At 72.6% G+C, this 22,173-nt stretch carries 20 protein-coding genes and 1 pseudogene; 4 read left to right on the forward strand and 17 right to left on the reverse strand.

Annotation, left to right across the window (positions count from 1 at the left end):
• The 6 genes from ABZ641_RS03340 to ABZ641_RS03365 form a co-directional block, all read right to left on the reverse strand.
• The coding region (locus ABZ641_RS03340; RefSeq protein WP_359978807.1) for a right-handed parallel beta-helix repeat-containing protein at positions 1–2,118 on the reverse strand (2,118 nt) is incomplete at its 3' end.
• Between the two features lie 185 nt (positions 2,119–2,303).
• Positions 2,304–4,511, reverse strand: a complete 2,208-nt coding sequence (locus ABZ641_RS03345) for a right-handed parallel beta-helix repeat-containing protein (RefSeq protein WP_359978810.1) — start codon at positions 4,509–4,511, stop codon at positions 2,304–2,306.
• Between the two features lie 194 nt (positions 4,512–4,705).
• Complete coding sequence (locus ABZ641_RS03350) at positions 4,706–5,395, reverse strand: SDR family oxidoreductase (protein WP_359978812.1); 690 nt, start codon at positions 5,393–5,395, stop codon at positions 4,706–4,708.
• A gap of 15 nt (positions 5,396–5,410) precedes the next feature.
• Positions 5,411–5,938 (reverse strand): TIGR00730 family Rossman fold protein, encoded by a 528-nt coding sequence (locus ABZ641_RS03355; protein WP_344622907.1) that lies wholly within the window; start codon positions 5,936–5,938, stop codon positions 5,411–5,413.
• Between the two features lie 12 nt (positions 5,939–5,950).
• Entirely contained in the window at positions 5,951–7,150 is a 1,200-nt protein-coding gene (mnmA, locus tag ABZ641_RS03360; RefSeq protein ID WP_359978815.1) for a tRNA 2-thiouridine(34) synthase MnmA, read from the reverse strand.
• Between the two features lie 60 nt (positions 7,151–7,210).
• Positions 7,211–8,392 carry a cysteine desulfurase family protein gene (locus tag ABZ641_RS03365; RefSeq protein ID WP_359978818.1) on the reverse strand — a complete coding sequence of 394 codons (1,182 nt, stop codon included), beginning with the start codon at positions 8,390–8,392 and terminating at the stop codon, positions 7,211–7,213.
• A 134-nt stretch (positions 8,393–8,526) separates the two neighbouring features.
• Here ABZ641_RS03365 and ABZ641_RS03370 point away from each other — a divergent pair, with 134 nt between their 5' ends.
• On the forward strand, positions 8,527–9,357 hold the full coding sequence (locus ABZ641_RS03370) for an IclR family transcriptional regulator (protein ID WP_359978820.1): 831 nt from the start codon (positions 8,527–8,529) through the stop codon (positions 9,355–9,357).
• Here the strand turns inward: ABZ641_RS03370 and ABZ641_RS03375 are convergent.
• Entirely contained in the window at positions 9,293–9,952 is a 660-nt protein-coding gene (locus tag ABZ641_RS03375) for a trimeric intracellular cation channel family protein (protein ID WP_344622903.1), read from the reverse strand. The two genes, ABZ641_RS03370 and ABZ641_RS03375, sit on opposite strands and share 65 nt — an antisense overlap.
• On the opposite strand from ABZ641_RS03375, the pseudogene ABZ641_RS03380 reads away from it, so the two are divergent.
• A pseudogene (locus ABZ641_RS03380) lies at positions 9,897–10,415 on the forward strand (FHA domain-containing protein); the annotation flags it as partial. The gene ABZ641_RS03375 and the pseudogene ABZ641_RS03380 overlap by 56 nt on opposite strands.
• A 236-nt stretch (positions 10,416–10,651) precedes the next feature.
• Here ABZ641_RS03380 and ABZ641_RS03385 read toward each other — a convergent pair.
• From ABZ641_RS03385 to ABZ641_RS03400, 4 genes are all read right to left on the reverse strand, one after another.
• Entirely contained in the window at positions 10,652–11,089 is a 438-nt protein-coding gene (locus tag ABZ641_RS03385) for a hypothetical protein (protein WP_359978823.1), read from the reverse strand.
• 99 nt (positions 11,090–11,188) lie between these two features.
• Positions 11,189–11,968: a ferritin-like domain-containing protein gene (locus ABZ641_RS03390; RefSeq protein ID WP_344622899.1), complete on the reverse strand. Its 780-nt coding sequence runs from the start codon at positions 11,966–11,968 to the stop codon at positions 11,189–11,191.
• A 143-nt stretch (positions 11,969–12,111) separates the two neighbouring features.
• Positions 12,112–12,924, reverse strand: coding sequence for a class I SAM-dependent methyltransferase (locus ABZ641_RS03395; protein ID WP_359978825.1), 813 nt, complete (start codon positions 12,922–12,924; stop codon positions 12,112–12,114).
• Positions 12,921–13,370, reverse strand: coding sequence for a VOC family protein (locus ABZ641_RS03400; protein ID WP_344622897.1), 450 nt, complete (start codon positions 13,368–13,370; stop codon positions 12,921–12,923). Before ABZ641_RS03400 ends, ABZ641_RS03395 begins: the two co-directional genes overlap by 4 nt.
• Before the next feature lie 21 nt (positions 13,371–13,391).
• On the opposite strand from ABZ641_RS03400, the gene ABZ641_RS03405 reads away from it, so the two are divergent.
• Positions 13,392–13,991, forward strand: a complete 600-nt coding sequence (locus tag ABZ641_RS03405) for a CGNR zinc finger domain-containing protein (protein WP_359978828.1) — start codon at positions 13,392–13,394, stop codon at positions 13,989–13,991.
• Positions 13,992–14,178: 187 nt separating this feature from the next.
• Positions 14,179–14,397: a hypothetical protein gene (locus tag ABZ641_RS03410; protein ID WP_359978831.1), complete on the forward strand. Its 219-nt coding sequence runs from the start codon at positions 14,179–14,181 to the stop codon at positions 14,395–14,397.
• Between the two features lie 49 nt (positions 14,398–14,446).
• Here ABZ641_RS03410 and ABZ641_RS03415 read toward each other — a convergent pair whose 3' ends face one another.
• The 6 genes from ABZ641_RS03415 to ABZ641_RS03440 form a co-directional block, all read right to left on the reverse strand.
• Entirely contained in the window at positions 14,447–15,526 is a 1,080-nt protein-coding gene (locus ABZ641_RS03415; protein ID WP_344622894.1) for a dipeptide ABC transporter ATP-binding protein, read from the reverse strand.
• 34 nt (positions 15,527–15,560) lie between these two features.
• Positions 15,561–16,622 carry an ABC transporter ATP-binding protein gene (locus tag ABZ641_RS03420; RefSeq protein ID WP_344622893.1) on the reverse strand — a complete coding sequence of 354 codons (1,062 nt, stop codon included), beginning with the start codon at positions 16,620–16,622 and terminating at the stop codon, positions 15,561–15,563.
• Positions 16,619–17,617: an ABC transporter permease gene (locus ABZ641_RS03425; protein ID WP_263103577.1), complete on the reverse strand. Its 999-nt coding sequence runs from the start codon at positions 17,615–17,617 to the stop codon at positions 16,619–16,621. Before ABZ641_RS03425 ends, ABZ641_RS03420 begins: the two co-directional genes overlap by 4 nt.
• 117 nt (positions 17,618–17,734) lie before the next feature.
• Positions 17,735–19,501: an ABC transporter substrate-binding protein gene (locus tag ABZ641_RS03430; protein ID WP_359978835.1), complete on the reverse strand. Its 1,767-nt coding sequence runs from the start codon at positions 19,499–19,501 to the stop codon at positions 17,735–17,737.
• Between the two features lie 98 nt (positions 19,502–19,599).
• A complete protein-coding gene (locus tag ABZ641_RS03435) occupies positions 19,600–20,586 on the reverse strand; it encodes an ABC transporter permease (protein ID WP_344622891.1) in 987 nt (328 codons plus the stop codon).
• A gap of 589 nt (positions 20,587–21,175) precedes the next feature.
• Positions 21,176–22,063 (reverse strand): enhanced serine sensitivity protein SseB C-terminal domain-containing protein, encoded by an 888-nt coding sequence (locus ABZ641_RS03440; protein ID WP_359978839.1) that lies wholly within the window; start codon positions 22,061–22,063, stop codon positions 21,176–21,178.
• Positions 22,064–22,173 lie beyond the last annotated feature (110 nt).

The raw sequence follows: 22,173 nt of genomic DNA on the forward strand, positions 1-22,173 counted from the left end.
GTTCGGCCGGACGGTGCCGTTCGGGTAGACCGTCAGGAAGCCGGGGCCGCCAGGCTCGGTCACCGTGACGTTCAGGGTCACGGCCGTCGCGTTGGGGACGTTGACCGCCAGGTCGAGGGTGCCCTTGGCCGCGACGGCGCCCGCGGGACGGGCCGGCCCTTCGCCGCCGCCCCAGTTCTGGCGGGTGTCCATCGCCCGCCACGGGCCGAGCGGCCGGTAGGTGTCGAGGCCCTTGGCTCCGTAGTAGCCGGCGAGGTCCGCGACCACGTGCACGGTGCCGCCGGAGGAGTTGTGGAAGGAGACCTTGCCGTCCTTGACCGGGACGGTCACCAGGTTCGGGATCGTCCGGCCCGCCGTCCAGTTCAGGTTCGAGGCGTTGGGAACGGCGTCACCGTGCGGATAGACCGTCAGGAAGCCGGCCTGGGCGGTGTCGGTGACGGTGACGTTCATCGTCACCGCGGTCACCCCGCTCGCCGGCACCCCGGCCACGCCCGCCACCTGGAGTGCCACGTCGCCGCCGGCGGCGACCGCGGTGGTGGTCGGCACGCCGATCTTCGACCGGGTGTCCAGCAGCCGGGTCGGACCGGCGGCCGTGAAGACGCTGCCCTTGGTGCCGTAGTAGCCGGCGAGGTCTGCCACGATGTGCGCGGTGCCGCCGGAGGAGTTGCGGAAGGAGACCTTGCCGTCCTTGACCGGAACGGTCACCAGGTTCGGGATCGTCTGACCCGCCACCCAGTTGATGTTCGAGGCGTTCGGCATCTCGTCGCCGTGCGGGTACACGGTCAGGAAGCCGGGCTTGGCGGTGTCGGTGACGGTGACGTTCATGGTCACCGCCGTCACCCCGCTCGCCGGGATCCCGGCGACGCCCGCCACCTGGAGGTCGACCGTGGCGCCCGGGGCCACCGCGGTGGTGGTCGGCACGCCGACCTTCTCCCGGGTGTCCAGCAGCCGGGTCGGGCCGGCAGGGGTGAAGACGCTGCCGAAGTCGGCGAACTCGTTCCACCCGCGGTCGTGGTAGCCGCTGCCGGTGCCCGTGTTGGCGACCACCGGGTCGTCGAGGATCGGGTATCCCAGGCCGTCGGTGGTCAGCATGCCGGGCGCGTTCTCGTCCGCCGAGTCGATGATCGGGGACGGCGAGCCCTTCGGGTTCGGGTCGGACACGAAGTCGTGCGCGCCCTGGCCGGTCGCGGCGGTGAACGCCTGCTGGCCCGTGTGGGCCGTGCCGGCCCAGTTGTAGGCGGCGCCGCCGCTCACCGGCGAGACCACGTTGTAGTCGACCTTGGTGCCGGCGGTGGCCGTCTGGGCGACGGTGATCCCGGTGTCGTGGGTGTGCGAGGCGCACGCCTGGTACCAGTTCGACGTGTCGACCACGTTGTTCTCGACGGTCGCCCCGCCGGAGGCACCGTTCAGCACGACGCCCGGGAAGCAGTGCGACATGATGCTGTTCGCCACCACGACCGTGTTCGGCGCGTCGTTCACCAGCACGCCGGTCATGTCGTCGGCGTAGTTGGCGTCGATCTCGTTGGTGGTCACGACCGTGCCGGTGGAACCGCCGTCCACCAGGACCGCGGGCCCCCGGTTGTAGGCGAACCGGCCGCGGCCGTAGACCACGTTGCTGGAACCATTGGTGATCTTGGCACTGCCGGACCAGGTCTGGATCCCCATGAAGGTGACGTCCGAGGCACCGTCCACCAGGACGGCCTGCTTCTGGTTCGCCTCGACCGACAGGTTCTCGATCCTGAGGTGCTGGGCCCCCTGCACGACCAGCCCGTAGGCGGGGCTGCTCGGCGCCCGGAGCGCGGCGGTGCCCGTCGTGTTGGGATCCCACTTCGGGCCGCGGAAGGTGATCGGTGCCTCGGCCGTGCCCGAGCGGGTGAGGACGACGTTGCCGTTGTAGTCGCCGGGCGCGATCTCGACCGTCTGGCCGGGCTCCACGACGGCGGCCGCGGCCGAGACCTGGCAGAACGGGACGGCCTGCGTGCCGCTCCCGGCGTCCGAACAGTGCGCACCCTGGGCGTTGTTCACGTAGAGCGTGGCGCCCTCGGCCGCCGCACCGCCCGACGCGACGACGGGCAGGCCGACCGCGCCGAGCAGGGCGGCGCCGACGGCAGCCGCCATTCGATTCCTGTGGATGGTTGCCCCCCTGGGCAGACAGAAGTGAGCCGCATGCACGCGGCGCCCTCGACATTCGCACACACATGTGGATGGAGAGCGAACGGATCATGCCACAGCGGCGTCGCACGCGCCAGGAGGAATTTCGCAGGCGGACGAGCCCGGCGGGGGAGGCCCCGCCGGGCGGTCCGTCAGCGCGACTGGTAGCCGAAGACGTCCACCACGACGTGCACGGGGTAGCCGCTGGCGTTGTAGAACGACACCTTGCCGTCCTTGACCGGGACGACGACCTGGTTGGCGATGGTCTGGCCCGCCACCCAGTTCAGGTTGGAGGCGTTGGGAACGGCATCACCCTGCGGATACACCGTCAGGAAGCCGGGGCCGCCGGGCTCGGTCACCGTGACGTTCAGGGTCATGGCCGTCGCGTTGGGGGCGGTGACCGCCAGGTCGAGGGTGCCCTTGGCCGCGATCGGGGCCGCGCGGCGGGTGTCCATCGCCCGCCACGGGCTCACCGGCCGGTACATGTCGAGGCCCTCGGCGCCGTAGTAGCCAGCGAGGTCCGCGACCACGTGCACGGTGCCGCCGGAGGAGTTGTGGAAGGAGACCTTGCCGTCCTTGACCGGGACGGTCACCAGGTTCGGGATCGTCCGGCCCGCCGTCCAGTTCAGGTTCGAGGCGTTGGGAACGGCATCGCCGTGCGGATACACCGTCAGGAAGCCGGCCTGCGCCGTGTCGGTCACGGTCACGTTCATCGTCACCGCCGTCACCCCGCTCGCCGGCACCCCGGCCACGCCGGCCACCTGCAGGTCCACATCGCCGCCCGGGGCCACCGCGGTGGTGGTCGGCACGCCGATCTTCGACCGGGTGTCCAGCAGCCGGGTCGGACCGGCGGCCGTGAACAGACTGCCCTTGGCACCGTAGTAGCCGGCGAGGTCGGCCACGATGTGCGCGGTGCCGCCGGAGGAGTTGCGGAAGGAGACCTTGCCGTCCTTGACCGGGACGGTCACCAGGTTCGGGATCGTCTGACCCGCCACCCAGTTCAGGTTCGACACGTTGGGAACGCCATCGCCGTGCGGATACACGGTCAGGAAGCCGGCCTGCGCGGTGTCGGTCACGGTGACGTTCATCGTCACCGCGGTCACCCCGCTCGCCGGGATCCCGGCCACGCCGGCCACCTGGAGGTCGACCGTGGCGCCGGGCGCCACCGCGGTGGTGGTCGGCACGCCCACCTTCTCCCGGGTGTCCAGCAGCCGGGTCGGACCGGCGGGGGTGAAGACGCTGCCGAAGTCCGCGAACTCGCTCCAACCCCGGTCGCGGTAGCCGCTGCCGGTGCCCGTGTTCGGGATCACCGGGTGGTCGAGGATCGGGTGGCCCGAGCCGTCGGTGGTCAGCATGCCGGGCGCGTTCTCGTCCGCCGAGTCGATGATCGGGGACGGCGAGCCCTTCGGGTTCGGGTCGGCCACGAAGTCGTGCGCGCCCTGACCGGTCTCGTCGGTGAAGACCTTCCGGTCCGTGTAGGGCGTGCCGGCCCAGTTGTAGGCGGCGCCGCCGCTCAACGGCGAGACCACGTTGTAGTCGACCTTGGTGCCGGCGGTGGCCGTCGGGGCGACGGTGATCCCCGTGTCGTGCGTGTGCGAGGCGCACGCCTGGGACGAGGCCGACGTGTCGACCACGTTGTTCTCGACGGTCGCCCCGCCAGAGGCACCGCTCAGCACGATTCCGGGCGAACACCGCGTGGCGATGGTGTTCGAGACGACGACCGTGTTCGGTGCGTCGTTCACCTGCACGCCGGCATTGTCCTCGAGGTCGCCCGTGGGGATCCTGTTGGTGGTCACGACCGTTCCGGTGGAACCGCCGTCCACCAGGACGGTGGGCCCCGACTTGAAGACGAAAGTGCCGCGACCGTAGACCACGTTGCTGGAGCCGTTGGTGATCCTGACGCCGCCCATCCAGGTCTGGGTCCGCAAAAGGGTGACGTCCGAGGCGCCGTCCACCAGCACGGCCTGCTGCTGGTTCCCCTCCACCACCAGGCCCTCGATCCTGAGGTGCTGGGCCCCCTGGACGACCAGCCCGTGGCCGGGGCTGCTCGGTGCCTTGAGCCTGGCGCTGCCCGTCGTGCGGCGGAAGGTGATCGGCGCGTCGGCCGTGCCCGAGCGGGTGAGGACGACGTTGTGGTAGTTGCCGGGCGCGATCTCGACCGTCTGGCCGGGCTCCACGACGGCGGCCGCGGCCGAGACCTGGCAGAACGGGACGGCCTGCGTGCCGCTCCCGGTGTCCGAGCAGTTGGAGTCCGGGGCGCTGTTCACGTAGAGCGTGGTGCCCTCGGCCGCCGCACCGCCGGACGCGACGGCGGGCAGGCCGACCGCGCCGAGCACGGCGGCGCCGACGGCAGCCGCCATTCGATTCCTGTAGATGGTTGCCCCCTGGGCAGGCAGAAGTGAGCCGCTGTCAGCGGAGCTCTCGACATTCGCACGCGCGTGTGGATGGAGAGCGAACGGATCATGCCACAGCGGCGTCACGCGCGCCAGGAGGAATTTCGCAGACGGACGGGCCCCGACAGGGATCGCCCTGTCGGGGCCCGTCAGGCTGTTCGTCAGTTGCCGGGGCGGACGGTGATCTCGGTGAGTTCGGCGTCGCGCGGGAGGTCGAGCGCGGTGAGGATCGCGGTGGCCACGGACTCGGGGGCGATCCACTGCGCCGGGTCGTACGAGCGGCCCTCCTGGCGGTGGACCTTCTCCTGCATCGGGGTGGCCGTGCGGCCCGGGTACACGGTGGTGACCCGGACGCCGTTGCCGTGCTCCTCGGCACGCAGCGCGTCGGCGAGCGCCCGGACGGCGAACTTGCTGGCCGCGTAGGCGGACCAGTCGGCGTCGGCGCGCAGCCCCGCACCGGAGTTGACGAAGACCACGTGGCCGCGGGCCAGCCGCAGCGAGGGCAGCAGCAGCCGGGTGATCTCCGCGGGGGCGACCGCGTTGACGTTCAGCTGTTCCTGCCAGGCCTTCACCGGGAGGTCGCCGACCCGGCCGAGTTCGACCACGCCGGCGATGTGCAGCAGCGAGTCCAGCTCGACCGGCAGGCTCTGGTGGCCGAACGCCCAGGACAGCTTCGCCGGGTCGCCGAGGTCGCCGACCAGGGTGGCGGCACCGGTGAAGCGCTCGCGCAGCTCGGCGGCGCGCCGGGCGTCCCGGGCCAGCAGCAGGACGTCCTCGCCGCGGGCGAGCAGTCTCTCGGCGACGACCGCGCCGATGCCGGAGCCGGCGCCGGTGATCAGGTGGGTTCCCATGGGGTGGTCCTGTCGTCAGAGGCGGTCGAGGGCCGCGAAGGCCTCGGCCGGGGTGGTGGCGAACACGACGAGCTCGGCCAGCGGACGCGGCAGGAAACCCTCGGTCTCCATCCGCTCCAGCTGGGTGCGCAGGCCCGCGTAGAAGCCCTCGGTGTCCAGGAACACCACCGGCTTGTCGTGCAGGGCGTGCTTCTTGAGCTCCAGCACCTCGGTGACCTCGTCCAGGGTGCCGAGGCCGCCGACCAGGACGACCACGGCGTCCGCGCGCTCCAGCAGCCGGGCCTTGCGGTCGGCCAGGTCGGGCGCGGTGACCAGCTCGTCGGCGCCCTCGTAGGCCTTGTGCGCGAGCAGCTCCACGGAGATGCCGACGAGCCGGCCGCCGGCCTCCTTCACGCCGTCGGCCAGCAGGCCCATCAGGCCGGCGTGCGAACCGCCCCAGACCAGGGTGTGGCCGCGCTCGCCGAGCAGCCGGGCGAACTCGGCGGCCGGTGCGGTGTAGCGCTCGTCGAGCGAGTACGCGGAGCAGAAGACGGTGATGTTCACAGGACCCCAGATCTACCACGGGCGGCATCCCGCCCGGCGAACAGTTTCGGTACGCGGCCGGTCAGCGCCGTACGGCGACGCCGCTCGGGCGGCGACGGTGCGGCGCTCGGTGGTGGCGATCGTCGCCGAGCCCACCACCCGGGTGCCGTCGTACAGCACCACCGCTTGGCCGGGGGCGATGCCCCGGGCCGGGGTGTCCAGCCGGACGCGCAGCACCTCGCCGTCCAGCTCGGCGGTGACGGGCACCTCCTCGCCGTGCGCGCGCAGCTGCGCCGTGTACCGGCCCTCCCCCGCGGCGGGCTCGCCGCACCAGCGCGGCTTGACCGCGGTCAGCCCCAGCACGTCCAGCCCCTCGGCCGGGCCGACGGTGACGGTGTTGGTCACCGGCGAGATGTCCAGCACGTAGCGGGGCTTGCCGTCCGCGGCCGGACGCCCGATCCGCAGACCCTTGCGCTGGCCGATGGTGAAGCCGTACGCGCCCTCGTGCTCGCCCAGCTTGGTGCCGTCGGTGTCCACGATGTCGCCGGTGGCGGTGCCGAGGTGCTGGGCCAGGAAGCCCTGGGTGTCGCCGTCCGCGATGAAGCAGATGTCGTGGCTGTCCGGCTTCTTCGCCACGGCCAGCCCACGGCGCTCGGCCTCCAGCCGGATCTCGTCCTTGGTGGTGTCGCCGAGCGGGAACAGCGAGTGCGCCAGCTGGTCGGCGTCCAGCACGCCGAGGACGTACGACTGGTCCTTCGCGCCGTCCACCGCGCGGTGCAGCTCGCGGCCGCCACCGGGGAGGTCGACGATCCGGGCGTAGTGGCCGGTGCACACCGCGTCGAAGCCGAGGGCGATCGCCTTGTCGAGCAGCGCCGCGAACTTGATCTTCTCGTTGCAGCGCAGGCAGGGGTTGGGGGTGCGGCCCGCGGCGTACTCGGCGACGAAGTCGTCGATGACGTCCTCGCGGAAGCGCTCGGCGAGGTCCCAGACGTAGAACGGGATGCCGATCACGTCGGCGGCCCGGCGGGCGTCACGGGAGTCCTCGATGGTGCAGCAGCCGCGGGCGCCCGTCCGGAACGACTGCGGGTTCGACGACAGCGCCAGATGCACGCCGGTCACGTCGTGGCCGGCCTCGGCGGCACGGGCCGCGGCGACGGCGGAGTCCACACCGCCGGACATCGCGGCGAGCACACGGAGGCGGGGGGCGGTCGGGGCACCGGCGAAGTCACTCATGATGCCCCCAAGCCTACGTGCTCCGGCCAAACGAAATCCGGTCGGCACATCAGGGACGCGTCAGCGGCGGGCGGTGGCGAGGCCCGCGTTGCGGGCGCGTTCGACGGCCGGGGTGATGGCGTCGGTCAGGGCGTCGACGTCCCCGGGGGTGGAGGTGTGGCCGAGGGAGAAGCGGAGGCTGGCGCGGGCGAGCAGCGGGTCCGCCCCCATGGCGAGCAGCACGTGGCTGGGCTGCGGCACGCCGGCCGAGCAGGCGGAGCCGGTCGAGCATTCGACGCCCTGGGCGTCGAGCAGCATGAGCAGGGCGTCGCCCTCGCAGCCGGGGAAGGAGAAGTGGGCGTTGGCGGGGAGCCGTCCGGCCGGGTCGGGGTCGCCGTTGAGGACGGCGTCGGGGACGGCGGCGGTGACGGCGGCGACGAGTCCGTCGCGGAGGGCGCCGACCGTGGTGGCGAAGTCGCTGCGCCGTTCGACGGCGAGTGCGGCCGCGGCGGCGAAGCCTGCGGAGGCGGGCACGTCGAGGGTGCCGGAGCGGACGTCGCGTTCCTGGCCGCCGCCGTGCAGCAGCGGGACGGGGGTGGCGTTGCGGGCGAGCAGCAGGGCGCCGATGCCGTACGGGCCGCCGATCTTGTGGCCGGTGACGGTGAGTGCGGTGAGTCCGGAGTCGGCGAAGGAGACCGGGACCTGGCCGAGCGCCTGCACCGCGTCCGCGTGCATGGGGATGTCGAACTCGCGGGCGACGGCGGCGAGTTCGACGACGGGCTGGAGGGTGCCGACCTCGTTGTTGGCCCACATGACGGTGACCAGGGCAACGTCGGCGGGGTTGCGGAGGACGGCCTCGCGCAGCGCGTCGGGGTGGACCCGCCCGTACGCGTCGACGGGCAGGTAGTCGACCTGGGCGCCCTCGTGCTCGGAGAGCCAGTGGACGGCGTCGAGGACGGCGTGGTGCTCGACGGGGCTGCACAGGATGCGGCGGCGGGCCGGGTCGGCGTCGCGGCGGGCCCAGTAGAGGCCCTTGACGGCGAGGTTGTCCGACTCGGTGCCGCCGGCGGTGAGGACGATCTCGCTGGGTCGGGCGCCGAGGGACTCGGCGAGCGACTCCCGGGACTCCTCGACGACCCGGCGGGCGCGGCGGCCGGCCGCGTGCAGCGAGGAGGCGTTGCCGACGACGCCGAGGTGGGCGGTCATGGCGGCGACCGCCTCGGGCAGCATCGGCGTGGTGGCCGCATGATCGAGGTATGGCATGGCGGCTCCCAGTGTAGGGGCCGTCACCGGGTGCGCCGGGCGGGAGGTCCGCCGGGGTCACGATTTGGCCATTGCAGCCCGTGCAACGCGCCGTTAGCCTCCTGCCTCACTGCCGTGCGTTGAGGGGTGGACGGATGTCGCAGACGGTGGACCGGGCCCTGACGATCCTCGCCTCGCTCGGAGAGGGTCCCGCCTCGCTCGAGCAGGCGGCCGCCCGGATCGGCGTGCACAAGTCGACGGCGCTGCGGCTGCTGCGGACCCTGCAGGAGCACGGCTTCGTGCACCGCCAGCCGGACCACCGCTACCGGCTGGGCGGGCGGCTGTTCGGGCTGGCGCAGCAGGCCCTGGAGTGCATCGACATCCGGCAGGTCGCCGCGCCGTACCTGGCCTCGCTGTGCGAACGGTACGGGCACACGGTGCAGCTGGCGGTGCTGGAGGACGGCTCGGTGCTGTACCTGGACCGGGTCGAGGGCCGGTACCCGGCGGAGCCGAGCGGCGCCCCGGAGGCGGCCGGCCGGATCGGCACCCGTGTCCCGGCGGCGGCGAGCGCGGCCGGCAAGGTGCTGCTGGCCGATCTGCCGGAGGAGCAGCTGACGGCCCTTCTGGACGGCCCGGACGGCGGGCCCGCGACGGCCGCGCCCCCGACCGACGGACTGCGGGCCGACGGGCTGCGGGCGGAACTGGCGGCGGTGCGCCGGCAGGGCTGGGCGGCGGGCCAGGGCGGCTACCGGGACTCGGTGGACTGCCTGGCGGCGCCGATCGTGGGTGCCGAGGGCCGGTCCATCGCGGTGTGCACCATATCCGCCCCGCCCCGCCTCGCACCAGGCGCCGAACTGAGCCGGCTGCTGCCGGAGCTGCTCTGCACGGCGGAGGCGATCTCGCTGGCGTACGGCGGTTCGCCTACTCCTCGCTGGTGCGAGAATCGTTGCGGTGCCAAGCACGCGGTGCGCGCCAGCCGTACCTGAGCGCGAGCATCCGGATGGCGAAGGCGCTGAGCGCGGCCGCACCGGCGTTCAGCGGGGTGAGCCGGTTGCCGGCGATGAGCGCCGCGACGACGGTGGAGCCGACCAGGGCGGGCACGGCGTAGATCTCGCGGTCCCAGCGCAGCAGGGCGGGCGGTTCGAGGGCGAGCAGGTCGCGGACGACGCCGCCGCCGGCCGCGGTGAGCATGCCCAGGGCGACGGACGGGACGAAGCCGAGGCCGTAGTCGTGGGCCTTGATGGTGCCGGCGACGCAGAACAGGCCGAGTCCGGCGGCGTCCAGGGTCTGCACGGCGGTGTTGATCCGTTCGACCTGCGGGTGCAGGAAGAAGACGACGAGCCCGGCGGCGAGCGGGGTGGAGAAGTAGCCGAGGTCGGAGAAGGCCGCCACCGGCGTGGCCCCGATGACCAGGTCGCGCATGACGCCCCCGCCGAGGGCGGTCGCCTCGGCGAGGACGCAGATGCCGAAGATGTCCATGTTCTTGCGGACAGCCAGCAGGCCGCCGGACAGGGCGAAGACGAAGATGCCGACCAGGTCCAGGGCCTGCTGCAGCCCCGGGGAGAAGATTTGCGAGCTCACCGCCCCATCCTCCCCGGTCGGATTGTCCGATCTTGCACCACCCTGCCGCGAGGTACGCCCGGTCGGGGGATCGCCCCGGGCGGCACCGTTCCGGCAGACTCCGCTGCAGGGCCGAAGGCCGGGGGCGCGTGTGCCGTACGGCGCTGTCGACCGGTGCGGCTGCGGAGCCGCCCGGCCGGACGGGCGGCAGCTGGTCTGCCGCGGCTGCCTGACGCCGTACGCACTGCTGCGGCCGGGGCCGGTGCTGCGACTGGGGTTCCCGACCGGCACCGTCGAACCGGCCGCCGGCGAGCAGGCGGTGCTCGGCCGGGACCCGGTGCAGTCGCCGTACGCGTACCTCTTCCGGGACCTGCCCGTCATGTCGGCACGGCACCTGAGGGCCGGACTCCCGCCCGGCGGACCGGCCTGGGTGGAGGACCTGGGCTCCACCAACCGCACCACGCTGAACGGCCGCCGCCTCCCGCCCGGCGAACGCCGCCCCCCTCACCGACGGAGACCGCCTCCGCATCGCCCGCGACATCCCCGTCCGCATCCACCTCCCCCCTCCGGTCCTGCCGTAGGGGGCGCGGAGGACCCTGATACGTCCGAGCCGGAACAGGGGCGCGTCCCCGCTGGCAGGCACAGCCTCCCCGGCCTGCGCAGTTCTCCCCCCAGCCTTCGCCCGGGAGGTGACCCCACGCACCCCTGCGGTCTCGCCCCTCAGTGCGGCGGCAGGGTGTGGACCGCTCGGGAGAGGGGGTGGTGGGCCTCGCCGAGGTCGGCGAGCGGCTGCTGGTGGGTGGGGCAGTGCGGGGTGCGGTGGCCGCGGCAGTCGGGCAGCGGTCCTGCGGCGGGTGCGGCGGGGCCGAAGGTCGGGCAGCCGGGGGCCGGGCAGCGCCAGCGGCGGGAGAGCAGGTCGCGGCGGGGTCCGTCGCCGCGGCGGCGGTAGGGCCCGGCGGCGAGCAGCGCGCTCTCCTCCTCCTTGCGGGAGATCACCCAGTCGGGGGGCAGTTCCATCAGGCGGGGGACGACGGCGATGCCGGGTGGGGCGCCGATCGGAACGGGTTTCAGGAAGCGCCGCCGGAAGCGGCCGAGGTCGGCGGCCCGGCTGCCGAGGAGTCCGGTCTCGCGGGCCACGTCGGAGAGGTCGACGACCACGTCGGCGGCGAGCGCGTCGACGGCGGGGTGCGGCCCCGGCTGTATGGCACGGAAGGCAGCACCCCGCCGTCGGGCGGTTCGGTCCTTCGCCCGATCGGGTCAGGCGAAGGACTCCTGCGGGGCCGGGCCGCCGAGGGCGTTGCGCCGCTCGGGCATCGCCAGGGTGGTCATCCGCCGCCAGCCGAGGGCGCGTTCGTAGAGGTAGACGCCGTGGATGCCGGCCGCGAGCGCCGCCGACTTGGCGCGCGGCCAGCGGAGGATCGTCCCCATGTGCGCCATGACGGCGAGGCTGACGTCGCGGTAGGTGCGGATCTCGGCGTGCGCGGTCCGCTGAAGGGTGGTCAGGATCGCCCGGCCGTGGCCCTCGGCGGCGAGGCGCAGCAGTTCCTCGTGGCAGAAGGCGAGGTGGTTGTCCTCGTCGTTGGAGATCATGCGTACCGCGCGGCCGACCACCGGGTGGTCGCCGAAGACCTTCTTCAGCAGCTGCATCTGCTCGGCGGCGCGCTGCTCGGTGACCCGGCTGTGCGCGAGGTAGGTGATGACGTCCTGCCGGGTGAGCGGTTCGTCGCGCTTGAGCCTGGTGTGGGCGAGGCCGATGCCCTGGCGTTCCAGCATCATCGTGTAGTCGGTGTCGTCGGGGACGTCGACCGGTGCGAGGCCGCGCTTGTGGAGCAGGGCGTTGAAGATCCGGCCGTGCTTGTCCTCGTCGGCGCCGTGGCGGGCGATCTTGGGGGCGAGGACCTGGTCGGAGACCAGCTTGGAGATCCGCCCGTTCTCCCAGCCGCCCTGGTCCTCGCCCTTGGCGGCGATGCTGCAGAACAGTCGGAACGAGTCGTCGTTGTCGTGGATCTCCTGGAACAGGCTGCGTGCGGAGAGCATCTGGCCCACCTCCCCCGGTCGCCGGGCAGGCGCCGTCGTCGATCGGATCCGAACACCGTCAGTGAACGCAGCCTCCCGGGCGCCCGCAACAGCAGGCCGGGCGGCACTGGTCCGGACGAAGGACCCGCGCCGCCCGGGGCCGCTCAGCCGCGGGTTCCGGTGGCGACCAGTGCGGCGACCGGCAGGCCCCGGGCCGCGTACGGGGCGGCCAGCCGGAGGTACTCGGTGCGGATCGCGTCGATCTCCTCGGGCGGGCGGCCCTCGACCAGGGCGGCGGTGATCACTGTGCCGCCGAGGACGTGCCGCCACCAGTCGGCCGGGTCGACCCGGTGCGTCCAGCGGACCCGGTCGACCGACACCTCGGTGAAGCCGGCGCCGGCGAGCAGGGCGGCGAGGCCGTCGGGCGAGGCGTACCGGGTGAAGGGGGCGACGCCGGGGAGTCCGGCGGGCGGCGGGCCGCCGGCCGCGCGGACGGCGTCGAAGACCAGGCCCTGCGCCCGGTTGGCGGCGAGGGTGTCCCAGCAGGAGAGGGCGAGCCGGCCGCCGGGGGCGAGCACCCGGTGGAGGTCGCCCGCGGCGGCGGGCGGGTCGGGCACGTGGTTGATCACGAAGGCGCCGACCGCCGCGTCGAACCGGCCGTCCGGGTACGGGAGCCCGGGCAGGGCCGCCCGTTCGACCCGGGCGCCGGACAGCGCGGCCGCGGCGGCCTCGACCATCTCGGGGACGGCGTCGGTGGCGGTCACGTCGGCGCCGCGCCGCAGGGCGAGCGCGGCGAGCCGGCCGGTGCCGCAGCCGACCTCCAGCAGCCGGGTGCCGGGGCCCGCGCCGACGGCGTCGAGCAGAGCCGGGTGGGCCCCGGCGGTCATCGCGCCGAAGCCCTCGCCGTAGGTGGTGCTGCGGGCGGCCCAGCCGCGCCGTTCGAACGCGGCGAAGTCCGCCGCCCCTGCGCCGCTCACTGGACGCAGAACTCGTTGCCCTCGGGGTCGGCGAGGGTGACGTGCCTGGTGCCGGGCTCGTCGATCCGGGCGAGCACGGTGGCCCCCAGGGCGACCAGCCGGTCCACCTCGGCCTCACGGCGCTCGGGCCCGGCGTGCAGGTCGAGGTGGAGCCGGTTCTTGACGGTCTTGGCCTCGGGGACGGCCTGGAAGAGCAGGCGCCGGCCGTGGCCGATGCCGGTGGCCGGGTCGAAGGGGTCCTCGGGGTGCCGGACGGCGGCCATCGCCTTGAAGGCCTTGCGCCCGTCGACGACCGTCCAGGCCTCGGCGGGCAGCATGCCGCCGGTGATCAGCCGCTCCACGACGGGGCTGTTGTCCTCGACGAGGTAGCCGAGGGCCTCGCCCCAGAACGCGGCCTGGCGGTGCGGGTCCGCGCAGTCCACGACGATCTTGTAGTCGAGAGTCATGCTACCGGTTATAGTGGTTACATGGACGACGCCGCAACCGGACTCGTGCTGCACCACCCCGACGGCACCTCCCACCGCTTCGACCCCGGCGCGCTCTGCCTGGAGCTGCTGCCCACCGGCGGGCCCGGCGCCCACGCCCGCTACGAGGTGCTGCACCGGCCTGCCGACCTCGCCGAGTGGATCGCCGCCTGCCGGCTGGACACCGGCGAGGTCGCCGTCGACGAGGCCGGGGTGGCCGCCGCCCGGGAGCTGCGCGACGCGCTCTGGCGGCTCACCGAAGCCAGGGCCGAGGGCCTCCCCGGCGCCCCCGCGGACTACGCGGCGGTCAACCGGGCCGCCGCCGCTCCCCCGCCCGTCCCCCGGATCGGCCCCGACGGACGGCGCGCCGAACCCGCGCCCACCACCGCGGGCGCGGTGCTCTCCGCGGTCGCCCGGGACGCCGTCGAGCTGTTCACCGGCCCGTACGCCGACCGGATCCGCGTCTGCGGCGCCCACGACTGCCAACTGCACTTCGTCGACACCTCGCGGCCCGGCCGGCGGCGCTGGTGCTCGATGGAGCGCTGCGGCAACCGGCAGAAGGTCCGGGCGCTGCGCGCCCGGCAGTCGGGAGGAGAGGGCTGACGCCCACCGGGCTCACCGGGGACGCAGGCCGGCGGATCGGCGTCCCGCGCACCCTGCCGCACCGCCCGGGGCGCTCTGGCTGCTCGTCACCTCGGCCGGGGGCACCGCGCTCCGGCCGGGCGCGGGCGTCCACCCGCCGGGCGGCCCCGGCAGCCGGTACGAGTCGTCGGACGGCACCACCGGCGAGGTGCGCCGCCACCACCCGGGCTCGCGGCTGCGGCTGACCCGGCGTCCGCCCGGCCGCGCCGCCGACACCGTGCTGCAGGTGACCGTCTCGCCCGCACCGCACGGCGTGGCGCTCCGCTTCCACCGGGAGCGGCCGGCCGACGCGGCGGAGCGGGAGCGGCGGCGGGCGCACCGGGCCGCGGTGATCGACGCGCTGGAACGCCTCGGCCCGGGTGCCTGATTCAGGCACCCGGGCCGGGGTGGGTACTGCTTCGAACAGACTTTGCGGGTCAGCGGCCGCGCTGGGCGTGGATGCCCGGCTTGCGCGTGCCGACCGACAGGTCGTCGTTCTCCGGGAAGTGGCAGGCCACCTGGTGGCCCGGCCGCGCGGCGACGAGCGGCGGCTCCTGGGTGGCGCAGACGTCCTGCGCCTTCCAGCAGCGGGTGCGGAAGCGGCAGCCGCTCGGCGGGTTGAGCGGCGACGGCACGTCACCGGTGAGCAGGATGCGCTCGCGGCGCTCCTTGCGGCGCGGGTCCGGCGTCGGCACCGCCGACATCAGCGCGTTGGTGTACGGGTGCATCGGCACGCTGTAGAGCGAGTCGCGGTCGGCGATCTCGACGATCTTGCCGAGGTACATCACCGCGACGCGGTCCGACACGTGCCGGACGACCGAGAGGTCGTGGGCGATGATCAGGTAGGTCAGGCCCAGCTCGTTCTGCAGGTCGTCGAGGAGGTTGACCACCTGCGCCTGGATCGACACGTCGAGCGCGGAGACCGGCTCGTCCGCCACGATCATCTTCGGCTTGAGGGCCAGCGCGCGGGCGATGCCGATGCGCTGGCGCTGGCCGCCGGAGAACTCGTGCGGGTAGCGGTTGTAGTGCTCCGGGCTCAGGCCGCAGAGCTCCAACAGCTCCTGCACGGCCTTCTTGACGCCGCCCTCGGTGGCCACCTTCTGCAGCCGGAACGGCGCGCCGACGATGGTGCCGACGGTGTGCCGCGGGTTCAGCGACGAGTACGGGTCCTGGAAGATCATCTGGATGTCCCGGCGGAGCGGGCGCATCGCCGAGACGCCGAGGTGCGTGATGTCCGTGCCCTCGAACTCGATCTTCCCGCCGGTGGGCTCGTCCAGACGGGTCACCAGGCGGCCCATGGTGGACTTGCCGCAGCCGGACTCGCCGACCACGCCGAGGGTCTCGCCGGGCCGGACCTCGAAGTCGAGGCCGTCCACGGCGCGCACGGCGCCGGCCTGGCGGCGCAGCAGCCCCTTGGTGATCGGGAAGTGCTTGGTCAGCCCGGTCACCTTGAGCAGGGGCTGACGGTCGGAGGCGGGCGCGGGTGCGGGGATCGCCGCCGTCTTCGAATCCGTCATCGGTTGTCTCCTGAGTGTGTTGCTGGCGGCCGGGTCACAGCCGGGGCGCGATCTCGTCGGCGAAGATCCGGTGCCGTTCGGCGATCGGCAGGTGGCAGGCCGCGAGGTGCCGGGGGGCGGCCTCGGCCAGCACGGGCACCTCGGAGGTGGACCGGCCGCCGGTCAGCTCGGCGTACGGGCAGCGCGGGTGGAAGGCGCAGCCGGACGGCACGTTGATCAGGCTCGGCGGGGTGCCCTTGACCGGGATCAGCCGGTCCTGGAGCTCCCGGTCGAGCCGGGGCATCGAGCCGAGCAGGCCCCAGGTGTAGGGGTGCTCGGGCGCCTCGAAGAGGGACGCGGCCGGGCCGCGCTCCACGGACTTGCCGCCGTACATCACCAGGATGTCGTCGGCCAGTTCGGCCACCACGCCGAGGTCGTGCGTGATGATGATGACGGCCGAGCCGAACTCCTTCTGCAGGTCCCGGATGAGGTCCAGGATCTGCGCCTGGACGGTGACGTCCAGGGCGGTGGTGGGCTCGTCCGCGATCAGCAGCGACGGGTCGTTGACCAGGGCCATCGCGATCATGGCGCGCTGGCGCATGCCGCCGGAGAACTCGTGCGGGTAGGCGTCCACCCGCTTGTCCGGCTGCGGGATGCCGACCCGGTCGAGCATCTCGATCGCGCGGGTGCGCGCCTGCTTCTTGGTGGCGCCCGGGTGGTGGGCCCGGTAGCCCTCGACGATCTGCGCGCCGACCGTGTAGTACGGGTGCATCGCGGTCAGCGGGTCCTGGAAGATCATCGCCATCTTCTGGCCGCGGAGCTTGCGGACCCGCTCGGGGTCGGCGGCGACGAGCTCCTCGCCGTCCAGCCAGACCTCGCCGGTGATCCGCGGGGCGCCGCGCTTGGTGCCGGTGCGGTGCAGGCCCATGATCGACAGCGAGGTGACGGACTTCCCGGAGCCGGACTCGCCGACGATGCCGAGCGTCTTGCCCTTCTCCAGGTCGAAGGTGAGGCCGTCGACCGACTTGACCAGTCCGTCCTCGGTGGGGAAGTGCACCCGCAGGTCGCGCACCGAGAGGAAGGCGGAGGGCTTGGTGGTGTTCAGGGTCTTGCTCATGCCAGCCTCACCCGAGGATCGACAACGGCGTACAGCACGTCAACCAGCAGGTTGGCGATGATGATGAAGAAGCCGGCGAAGAGCGTGACACCCATGATCACCGGGAGGTCGCTGGAGCTGACCGCGGAGACCGCCTCGTAACCCAGACCACGGAAGTTGAAGGTCGACTCGGTGAGCACCGCGCCGCCGATCAGGGCGCCCAGGTCCATGCCGAAGACGGTGAGGATCGGGGTGAGGGTGGAGCGCATGGCGTGCTTGCCGATGACCGTCCGCTCGCCGAGGCCCTTGGCCCGGGCGGTGCGGATGTAGTCCTCGCCGAGCACCTCGAGCAGGGTGGCGCGGGTGAGGCGGGCGTAGGTCGCGGCGTAGAGGAACGCCAGGGTGACCCACGGCAGCACCAGGTTCTGGAACCACGCGACCGGGTCGTCGCCCAGGTTCACGTAGTCGTGCGGGAACCAGCCGAGCTGGTAGACGAAGATCGCGCTGGCGAGCATGCCGGTGAAGTAGATCGGCAGCGAGACGCCGGCCAGGGCGGTCGTCATGGTGAAGCGGTCCAGCAGGGTGCGGCGGCGCAGCGCGGAGACGACGCCGGTCGCGGTGCCGAACACGAGCCACAGGGTGGCCGCGCCGGCGGCGAGCGAGGCGGTGACGCCCAGTCGGTCCAGCAGGACGGGCCACACCTCCTGCTCGGTCTTGAAGGAGTAACCGAAGCACGGCGCGGAGCAGTGGGTGATGTCCACGCCGGTGCTGTAGTCGCGCCCGACGAACAGGCCCTTCAGGAACAGGAAGTACTGCTCGACGATGGACTTGTCGAGGCCCATCTTGTGTCGGATACCCTCGACGGCCACCTTGTCGGCGATCTTGCCGACGTAGAGCAGCGCGGGGTCGGTCCCGGTCAGTTTCGGCACCATGAAGAAGATGCCGAAGGTGACCGCGGAGACCACCAGCAGCATGGCGACGACATTGACGAGCCGTCGGATGAGATATACGAGCACTGCGGTCGGCCCCGCCCCGGGCCGGCCGCGTCCCTGTGGGGACGCCGGCCGACCCGGGCGGAGCCTTCACCTGCCCTTCGGACTAGCTGTGCGAACTACGATTGCGGGCGGGGCAGGTCACTTGCCGTCGGAGACGCCCAGGGCCTGGAAGTCGACCTCGCCGAACGCGTCGGTGATGAAGACGTTGGTCAGGCGCGGGTTGCGGTAGTTGAGCGCCTTGTCGGCCACGATGGGCAGCCACACCGCGGTGTCGACGACCTTGTGGTTGATCTGCTTGTAGAGGTCGGCAGCCTTGGCCGGGTCCGTCTGGGCGGCGGCGTCGTCGAAGAGCTTGTCGATCGCCGGGTCAGAGGTCTCGGGGTAGTTGCTGTTGCCGTTCTTGGTGATGAAGCGGCTGTCCATCAGGGGCTGCATGTAGCCGGCGCCGTTCGGGTAGTCGGCACCCCAGCCGGCGACGATCAGGCCGTAGCCCTTCTGGTGGACGACGTCCGGCGCACCGGCGACGGAGGCGAGCAGCTTGCCGTCGTACTGGTCGACGTTCACCGTCACGTTGATGGCCTTGAGGGCGGTCTGCAGCGCGACGGCCGAGTTGACCTCCTTGGCCTTGTTGCCGCGGACGGCGATCGTGGTGGTGAAGCCGTCGGCCTTGCCGCACTCCTTGAGCTCGGCCTTGGCCTTCTCCAGGTCCGCCTTGCCGTCGGTCAGGCCGAACGGGTCGTACTCGTCCGAGCCGAGGATGTTCGGGGGCAGCATGTTGCCGTAGGTGGAACCGGCGACCGAACCGCCGCGGGCGGTCTGCAGCGCGGTGGGGTCGGCCGCGTACAGCACGGCCTTGCGGCAGTGGATGTTGTCGAAGGGGGCGACCTTCTGGTTCAGCGCGATGAAGCGGATGAAGCCGTTGTACGGGTCGTCCGTGTTGGCCTTCAGCTTCTCGTCCTGCAGGACCTTGACCTGGGCGGCCTGGGAGAGACCGGTCTGGCCGAAGTCGATGTCGACGGAGCCGGCCAGCAGGCGGGCGTCCATGTCGTCGGCGTTCGAGGTGACGGTCAGCTTGACGGTGTCCGGCAGCGCCTTGCGGAACGGGTCGGAGGCCGGGTCCCAGTTCTCGTTGCGGACCAGCTCGTAGCCCTTGCCCGGCTCGACCTTGGCGAACTTGTAGGGGCCGGAGGAGACCGGCTTGTCGCCGTACTTCGCGCCGGTGTCCAGCTTCTGCGGGACGGGGGCGGCGGAGCCCATCGCGAGCAGGTACGGGAAGGACGAGTCCGCCTTCGCCAGCTTGAAGACGATGGTGGTGTCGGTCGGGGTCTCGACCGACTTCAGACCCAGCTTGTTGGGGTCGGTGTCGGTGTAGGGGCCCTTGTAGTTCTGGCCCTGGTCCAGGGACTGGATCAGGTAGGTCGGGCCGCCGGAGACGACGTCCTGCGCGAAGATGCGCTCGATGCCGTACTTGATGTCCTTCGAGGTGATCGGCGAGCCGTCCTCGAACTTCAGACCCTGCTTCAGGTGGAAGGTGTAGGTCTTGCCGTCGGAGGACACGGCCGGCTGGTTCGCCGCCAGGTCCGGGACGAGCTTGAGGCCTTCCTTGCCCGGCTTGGCGTCGTAGGCCAGGAGGGTGCGGGCGTAGTAGCGCTCGAAGTTCCACACCGAGGCGTAGTAGGCACGGCCCGGGTCGAGCGAGTCGACGTCGGTGCTCGTCCAGAGGTTGAGCGTGCCGCCCTTCTTGTCGGAGGGGTTCAGCACCTTGTCAACCGCGGCGTTGAAGCCGGCCGAGCCCTTGCTCGCGCTGTCGCTCGTGCCACCGCCCTTGGTGCCGCCGCAGGCCGCGGTGGTCAGGGCGAGCGCAGCCACGAGGGAAGCTGCGGCAAGTGTCCTGTTGCGCTTCATGGGTACGGAGTCCTCCTGGTGATGTGCGGGCACGAACGGTCCGCCGGGGGTGGGCAGGCTGAGAGGGACCTGCCTGGTATGTGGGGGGAGAGGGAGGGCTAGTTGCCCTTGGGGTCGAGCGCGTCCCGGAGGCCGTCGCCGAAGAGGTTGAACGCGAGCACCGTGACGAAGATCGCGAGACCGGGGACGACCATGTAGGTCGGGTCGGCCTGGTAGATCCGGGTCGCCTCGGAGAGCATCTGTCCCCAGGAGGGCGTCGGCGGCTTGACGCCGGCACCCAGGAAGCTGAGCGCCGCCTCGCTGAGGATGTTGGTGGGGATGATCAGCGTCGTGTAGACGAGGATCGGGGCGACCAGGTTCGGCAGCAGCTCGCGGAAGAGGATGTGGATGCTGCCGGCGCCGAGGCTGCGGGCGGCGTCCACGAACTCCCGCTCGCGCAGCGACAGTGCCTGGCCGCGGACGATGCGGCCGATGTACGGCCAGCCGAAGAAGCCGATGACCAGGACCAGGATGCCCATGCGCAGGGCGGTGCCGCCGAGGCCGAGCAGCGAGTTCGGCATGACCGAGACGAGCGCGATGGAGAACAGCAGCTGCGGGAAGGCCAGCAGCACGTCCATCACCCGGCTGATCGCCGCGTCGACCCAGCCGCCGAAGTAGCCGGCCGCGGCGCCGAGCACGACGCCGATCAGGACGGAGACGCCGGCCGCGAGGAAGGCCACGGTGAGCGAGATCTGGGCGCCGTAGAGGATCCGGCTGAAGACGTCGCGGCCGAACGTCGGGTCGACGCCGAGCAGGAAGTCGCCGCTCATGCCGCCGAACGCGCCCCTGGGGAGGCCGAGGTCCGGGTTGATCTGGTCCGGGTGGGGCTCGTCGACCGGGTGGCCGAACAGCGCCGTCAGCACCGGCGCGAAGATCGCGGCGAGGATCAGCAGGAGCACCACGGTGCCGCCCGCGAGGGCGACCTTGTCACGCTTCAGCCGGTCCCAGGCGATCCGGCCCGGAGAGCGGCCCTGGATGCGCTTGGCCGGGGCGGCAGTTGCGGCCTCGGGCCGGGCAGAGCCGGTGGTCTCGGTGGGTGTGGTCATGAGTCAGTTCGTTCCCCTCGCCGACGGTGGCCGGCCCACGGCCCGGTCCGGCGGGGCGACCCGGGCCCGATCAGGGCCCGGACCCCGGTGCGGTCCGGAGTTCGCGACAGGTGCGGTGCAGAGCGGTGCGGTGGTTCCGTACGCCGGTGCGGCGGTGCAGAGTTCGTTTTCGGGGTGCCGGAGCCTGCCGTCCGGGCACGGGGCCGGGGCGGCGGATCACGGCGTTTGCGGGGGTACTGCGGGTCCTGCGTGGTGCCGGAGTGCGCGGCATGCACATCGCGCGGTTCGGCGTCGCCAGGGCGCGATCACCTTTGTGGGGATCGGCTCGCGCACTGGCCGTGGGCAGCACTCTCTGTCATCGGGGAGAGGTTCCGCCAGAGGGGGCAACCGAAGGATGCCTAACTGTGATCTGTCGGCATGCAGCCCGTTGTGACCGCGAATACACCTCTTCACACGGCTGAAACAAGCCTGTCAAGACGGGTACTGACGGAAGCCCGCCAACGGCGGGAAACCGCCACCACCTGGGCATGACCCGCCACTGGCGGACGGTCGCCACAAGGGCGGGTAAAGGGGAGGGAAAGGCGAAGGATCAGCGGCCGGGGTAGCCCGGCCACGGCTGCTGGGGCCACGGCTGCGGACCCGGCGCCGATTGCGGAGAGTAACCGTAGGGCGGGTAGGGGGCCGCGCCCTGCGGGTGCCCGAACTGGGTGTCGCGGTCGAAGAACGGGCGGGCGTTCGCCCGCATCCACATCGCGACCGGGTCGAACTCGTCCGCCATCGCGACCGTCGACACCGCCAGCCCCTCCGGGGCGAGCTGCGCGGCCCGCTGCACCAGGGCGCGGGCGGCCTCCACCGACGGCGGAGAGTTGTCGTACAGGTCCAGGCCGACGGCCAGGTACGCCTCGCCCAGAGCGGGCTGCACCCACGCCTGGCGCAGCGAGCGCAGCGGACGGGTCTGCACGGCCTGCTGCTCCAGCAGACCGTAGAACTGCGGCGCGTTCAGCCGCGGCTCGGAGATCCGCAGCGGACCGGCCGGCAGCCGGTCCAGGCCGATCGCGACGCGTCTCAGGTCGGCCCAGGGGACGCCGACGCCGCCGCCCGGGGCGTGCGGGTTCAGCCACAGGCCCCAGCGGGTGCGGAAGAGCGCGGCGGCGATCTCCTGGCCGGAGATCACCTCGTGGGCGCGGGCCCAGCCGCTGGCGGCGAGCTGCTCGGCCGAGGTGACGGCGGGGGCGTAGCCGTGCCCGCCGATGTCCATGTTCCCGTACTGGGCGTCCGGGCTGCCGGGCGTGCCGTGCCAGAGCAGCATCCAGACCTGCCCCTGGGCGAGCGCCCGCAGCAGGTTCTCGTACGCGTCGTAGCGTTCCGGGACGACCGCGCCGAGGGCGCGCTCGATGGCGCCCGGGTCACCGCCGGGCGGTGCCACGGGTGCCTGGCCCCACGGGCCCGGCCCGCCGCCTGCCGCTGCCGCGCTCATGCGCCCGCCTCGCTCCGCTCGCTCACGTCGCCGTGCCCCGTCTTGTTCCGTCTTCCGCCGCTCGTGCCCACTGCCGGGCAGCACCCTATTGCGCGCGGCCGACAGGCGTC

This window comes from Kitasatospora sp. NPDC007106 (assembly GCF_040634455.1).
In the GTDB taxonomy this organism is placed as follows: Bacteria; Actinomycetota; Actinomycetes; order Streptomycetales; family Streptomycetaceae; genus Kitasatospora; species Kitasatospora arboriphila.

Excerpts from the sequence above, each read along its gene's own strand:
- ABZ641_RS03430 (WP_359978835.1), bottom strand. The coding sequence starts at position 19,501 with ATGAAGCGCAACAGGACACTTGCCGCAGCTTCCCTCGTGGCTGCGCTC.
- mnmA (WP_359978815.1), bottom strand. The coding sequence starts at position 7,150 with ATGAGTGACTTCGCCGGTGCCCCGACCGCCCCCCGCCTCCGTGTGCTC.
- ABZ641_RS03400 (WP_344622897.1), bottom strand. The coding sequence starts at position 13,370 with ATGACTCTCGACTACAAGATCGTCGTGGACTGCGCGGACCCGCACCGC.
- ABZ641_RS03390 (WP_344622899.1), bottom strand. The coding sequence starts at position 11,968 with ATGCTCTCCGCACGCAGCCTGTTCCAGGAGATCCACGACAACGACGAC.
- ABZ641_RS03415 (WP_344622894.1), bottom strand. The coding sequence starts at position 15,526 with ATGACGGATTCGAAGACGGCGGCGATCCCCGCACCCGCGCCCGCCTCC.
- ABZ641_RS03405 (WP_359978828.1), top strand. The coding sequence starts at position 13,392 with ATGGACGACGCCGCAACCGGACTCGTGCTGCACCACCCCGACGGCACC.
- ABZ641_RS03440 (WP_359978839.1), bottom strand. The coding sequence starts at position 22,063 with ATGAGCGCGGCAGCGGCAGGCGGCGGGCCGGGCCCGTGGGGCCAGGCA.
- ABZ641_RS03345 (WP_359978810.1), bottom strand. The coding sequence starts at position 4,511 with ATGGCGGCTGCCGTCGGCGCCGCCGTGCTCGGCGCGGTCGGCCTGCCC.
- ABZ641_RS03350 (WP_359978812.1), bottom strand. The coding sequence starts at position 5,395 with ATGGGAACCCACCTGATCACCGGCGCCGGCTCCGGCATCGGCGCGGTC.
- ABZ641_RS03370 (WP_359978820.1), top strand. The coding sequence starts at position 8,527 with ATGTCGCAGACGGTGGACCGGGCCCTGACGATCCTCGCCTCGCTCGGA.
- ABZ641_RS03365 (WP_359978818.1), bottom strand. The coding sequence starts at position 8,392 with ATGCCATACCTCGATCATGCGGCCACCACGCCGATGCTGCCCGAGGCG.
- ABZ641_RS03435 (WP_344622891.1), bottom strand. The coding sequence starts at position 20,586 with ATGACCACACCCACCGAGACCACCGGCTCTGCCCGGCCCGAGGCCGCA.
- ABZ641_RS03420 (WP_344622893.1), bottom strand. The coding sequence starts at position 16,622 with ATGAGCAAGACCCTGAACACCACCAAGCCCTCCGCCTTCCTCTCGGTG.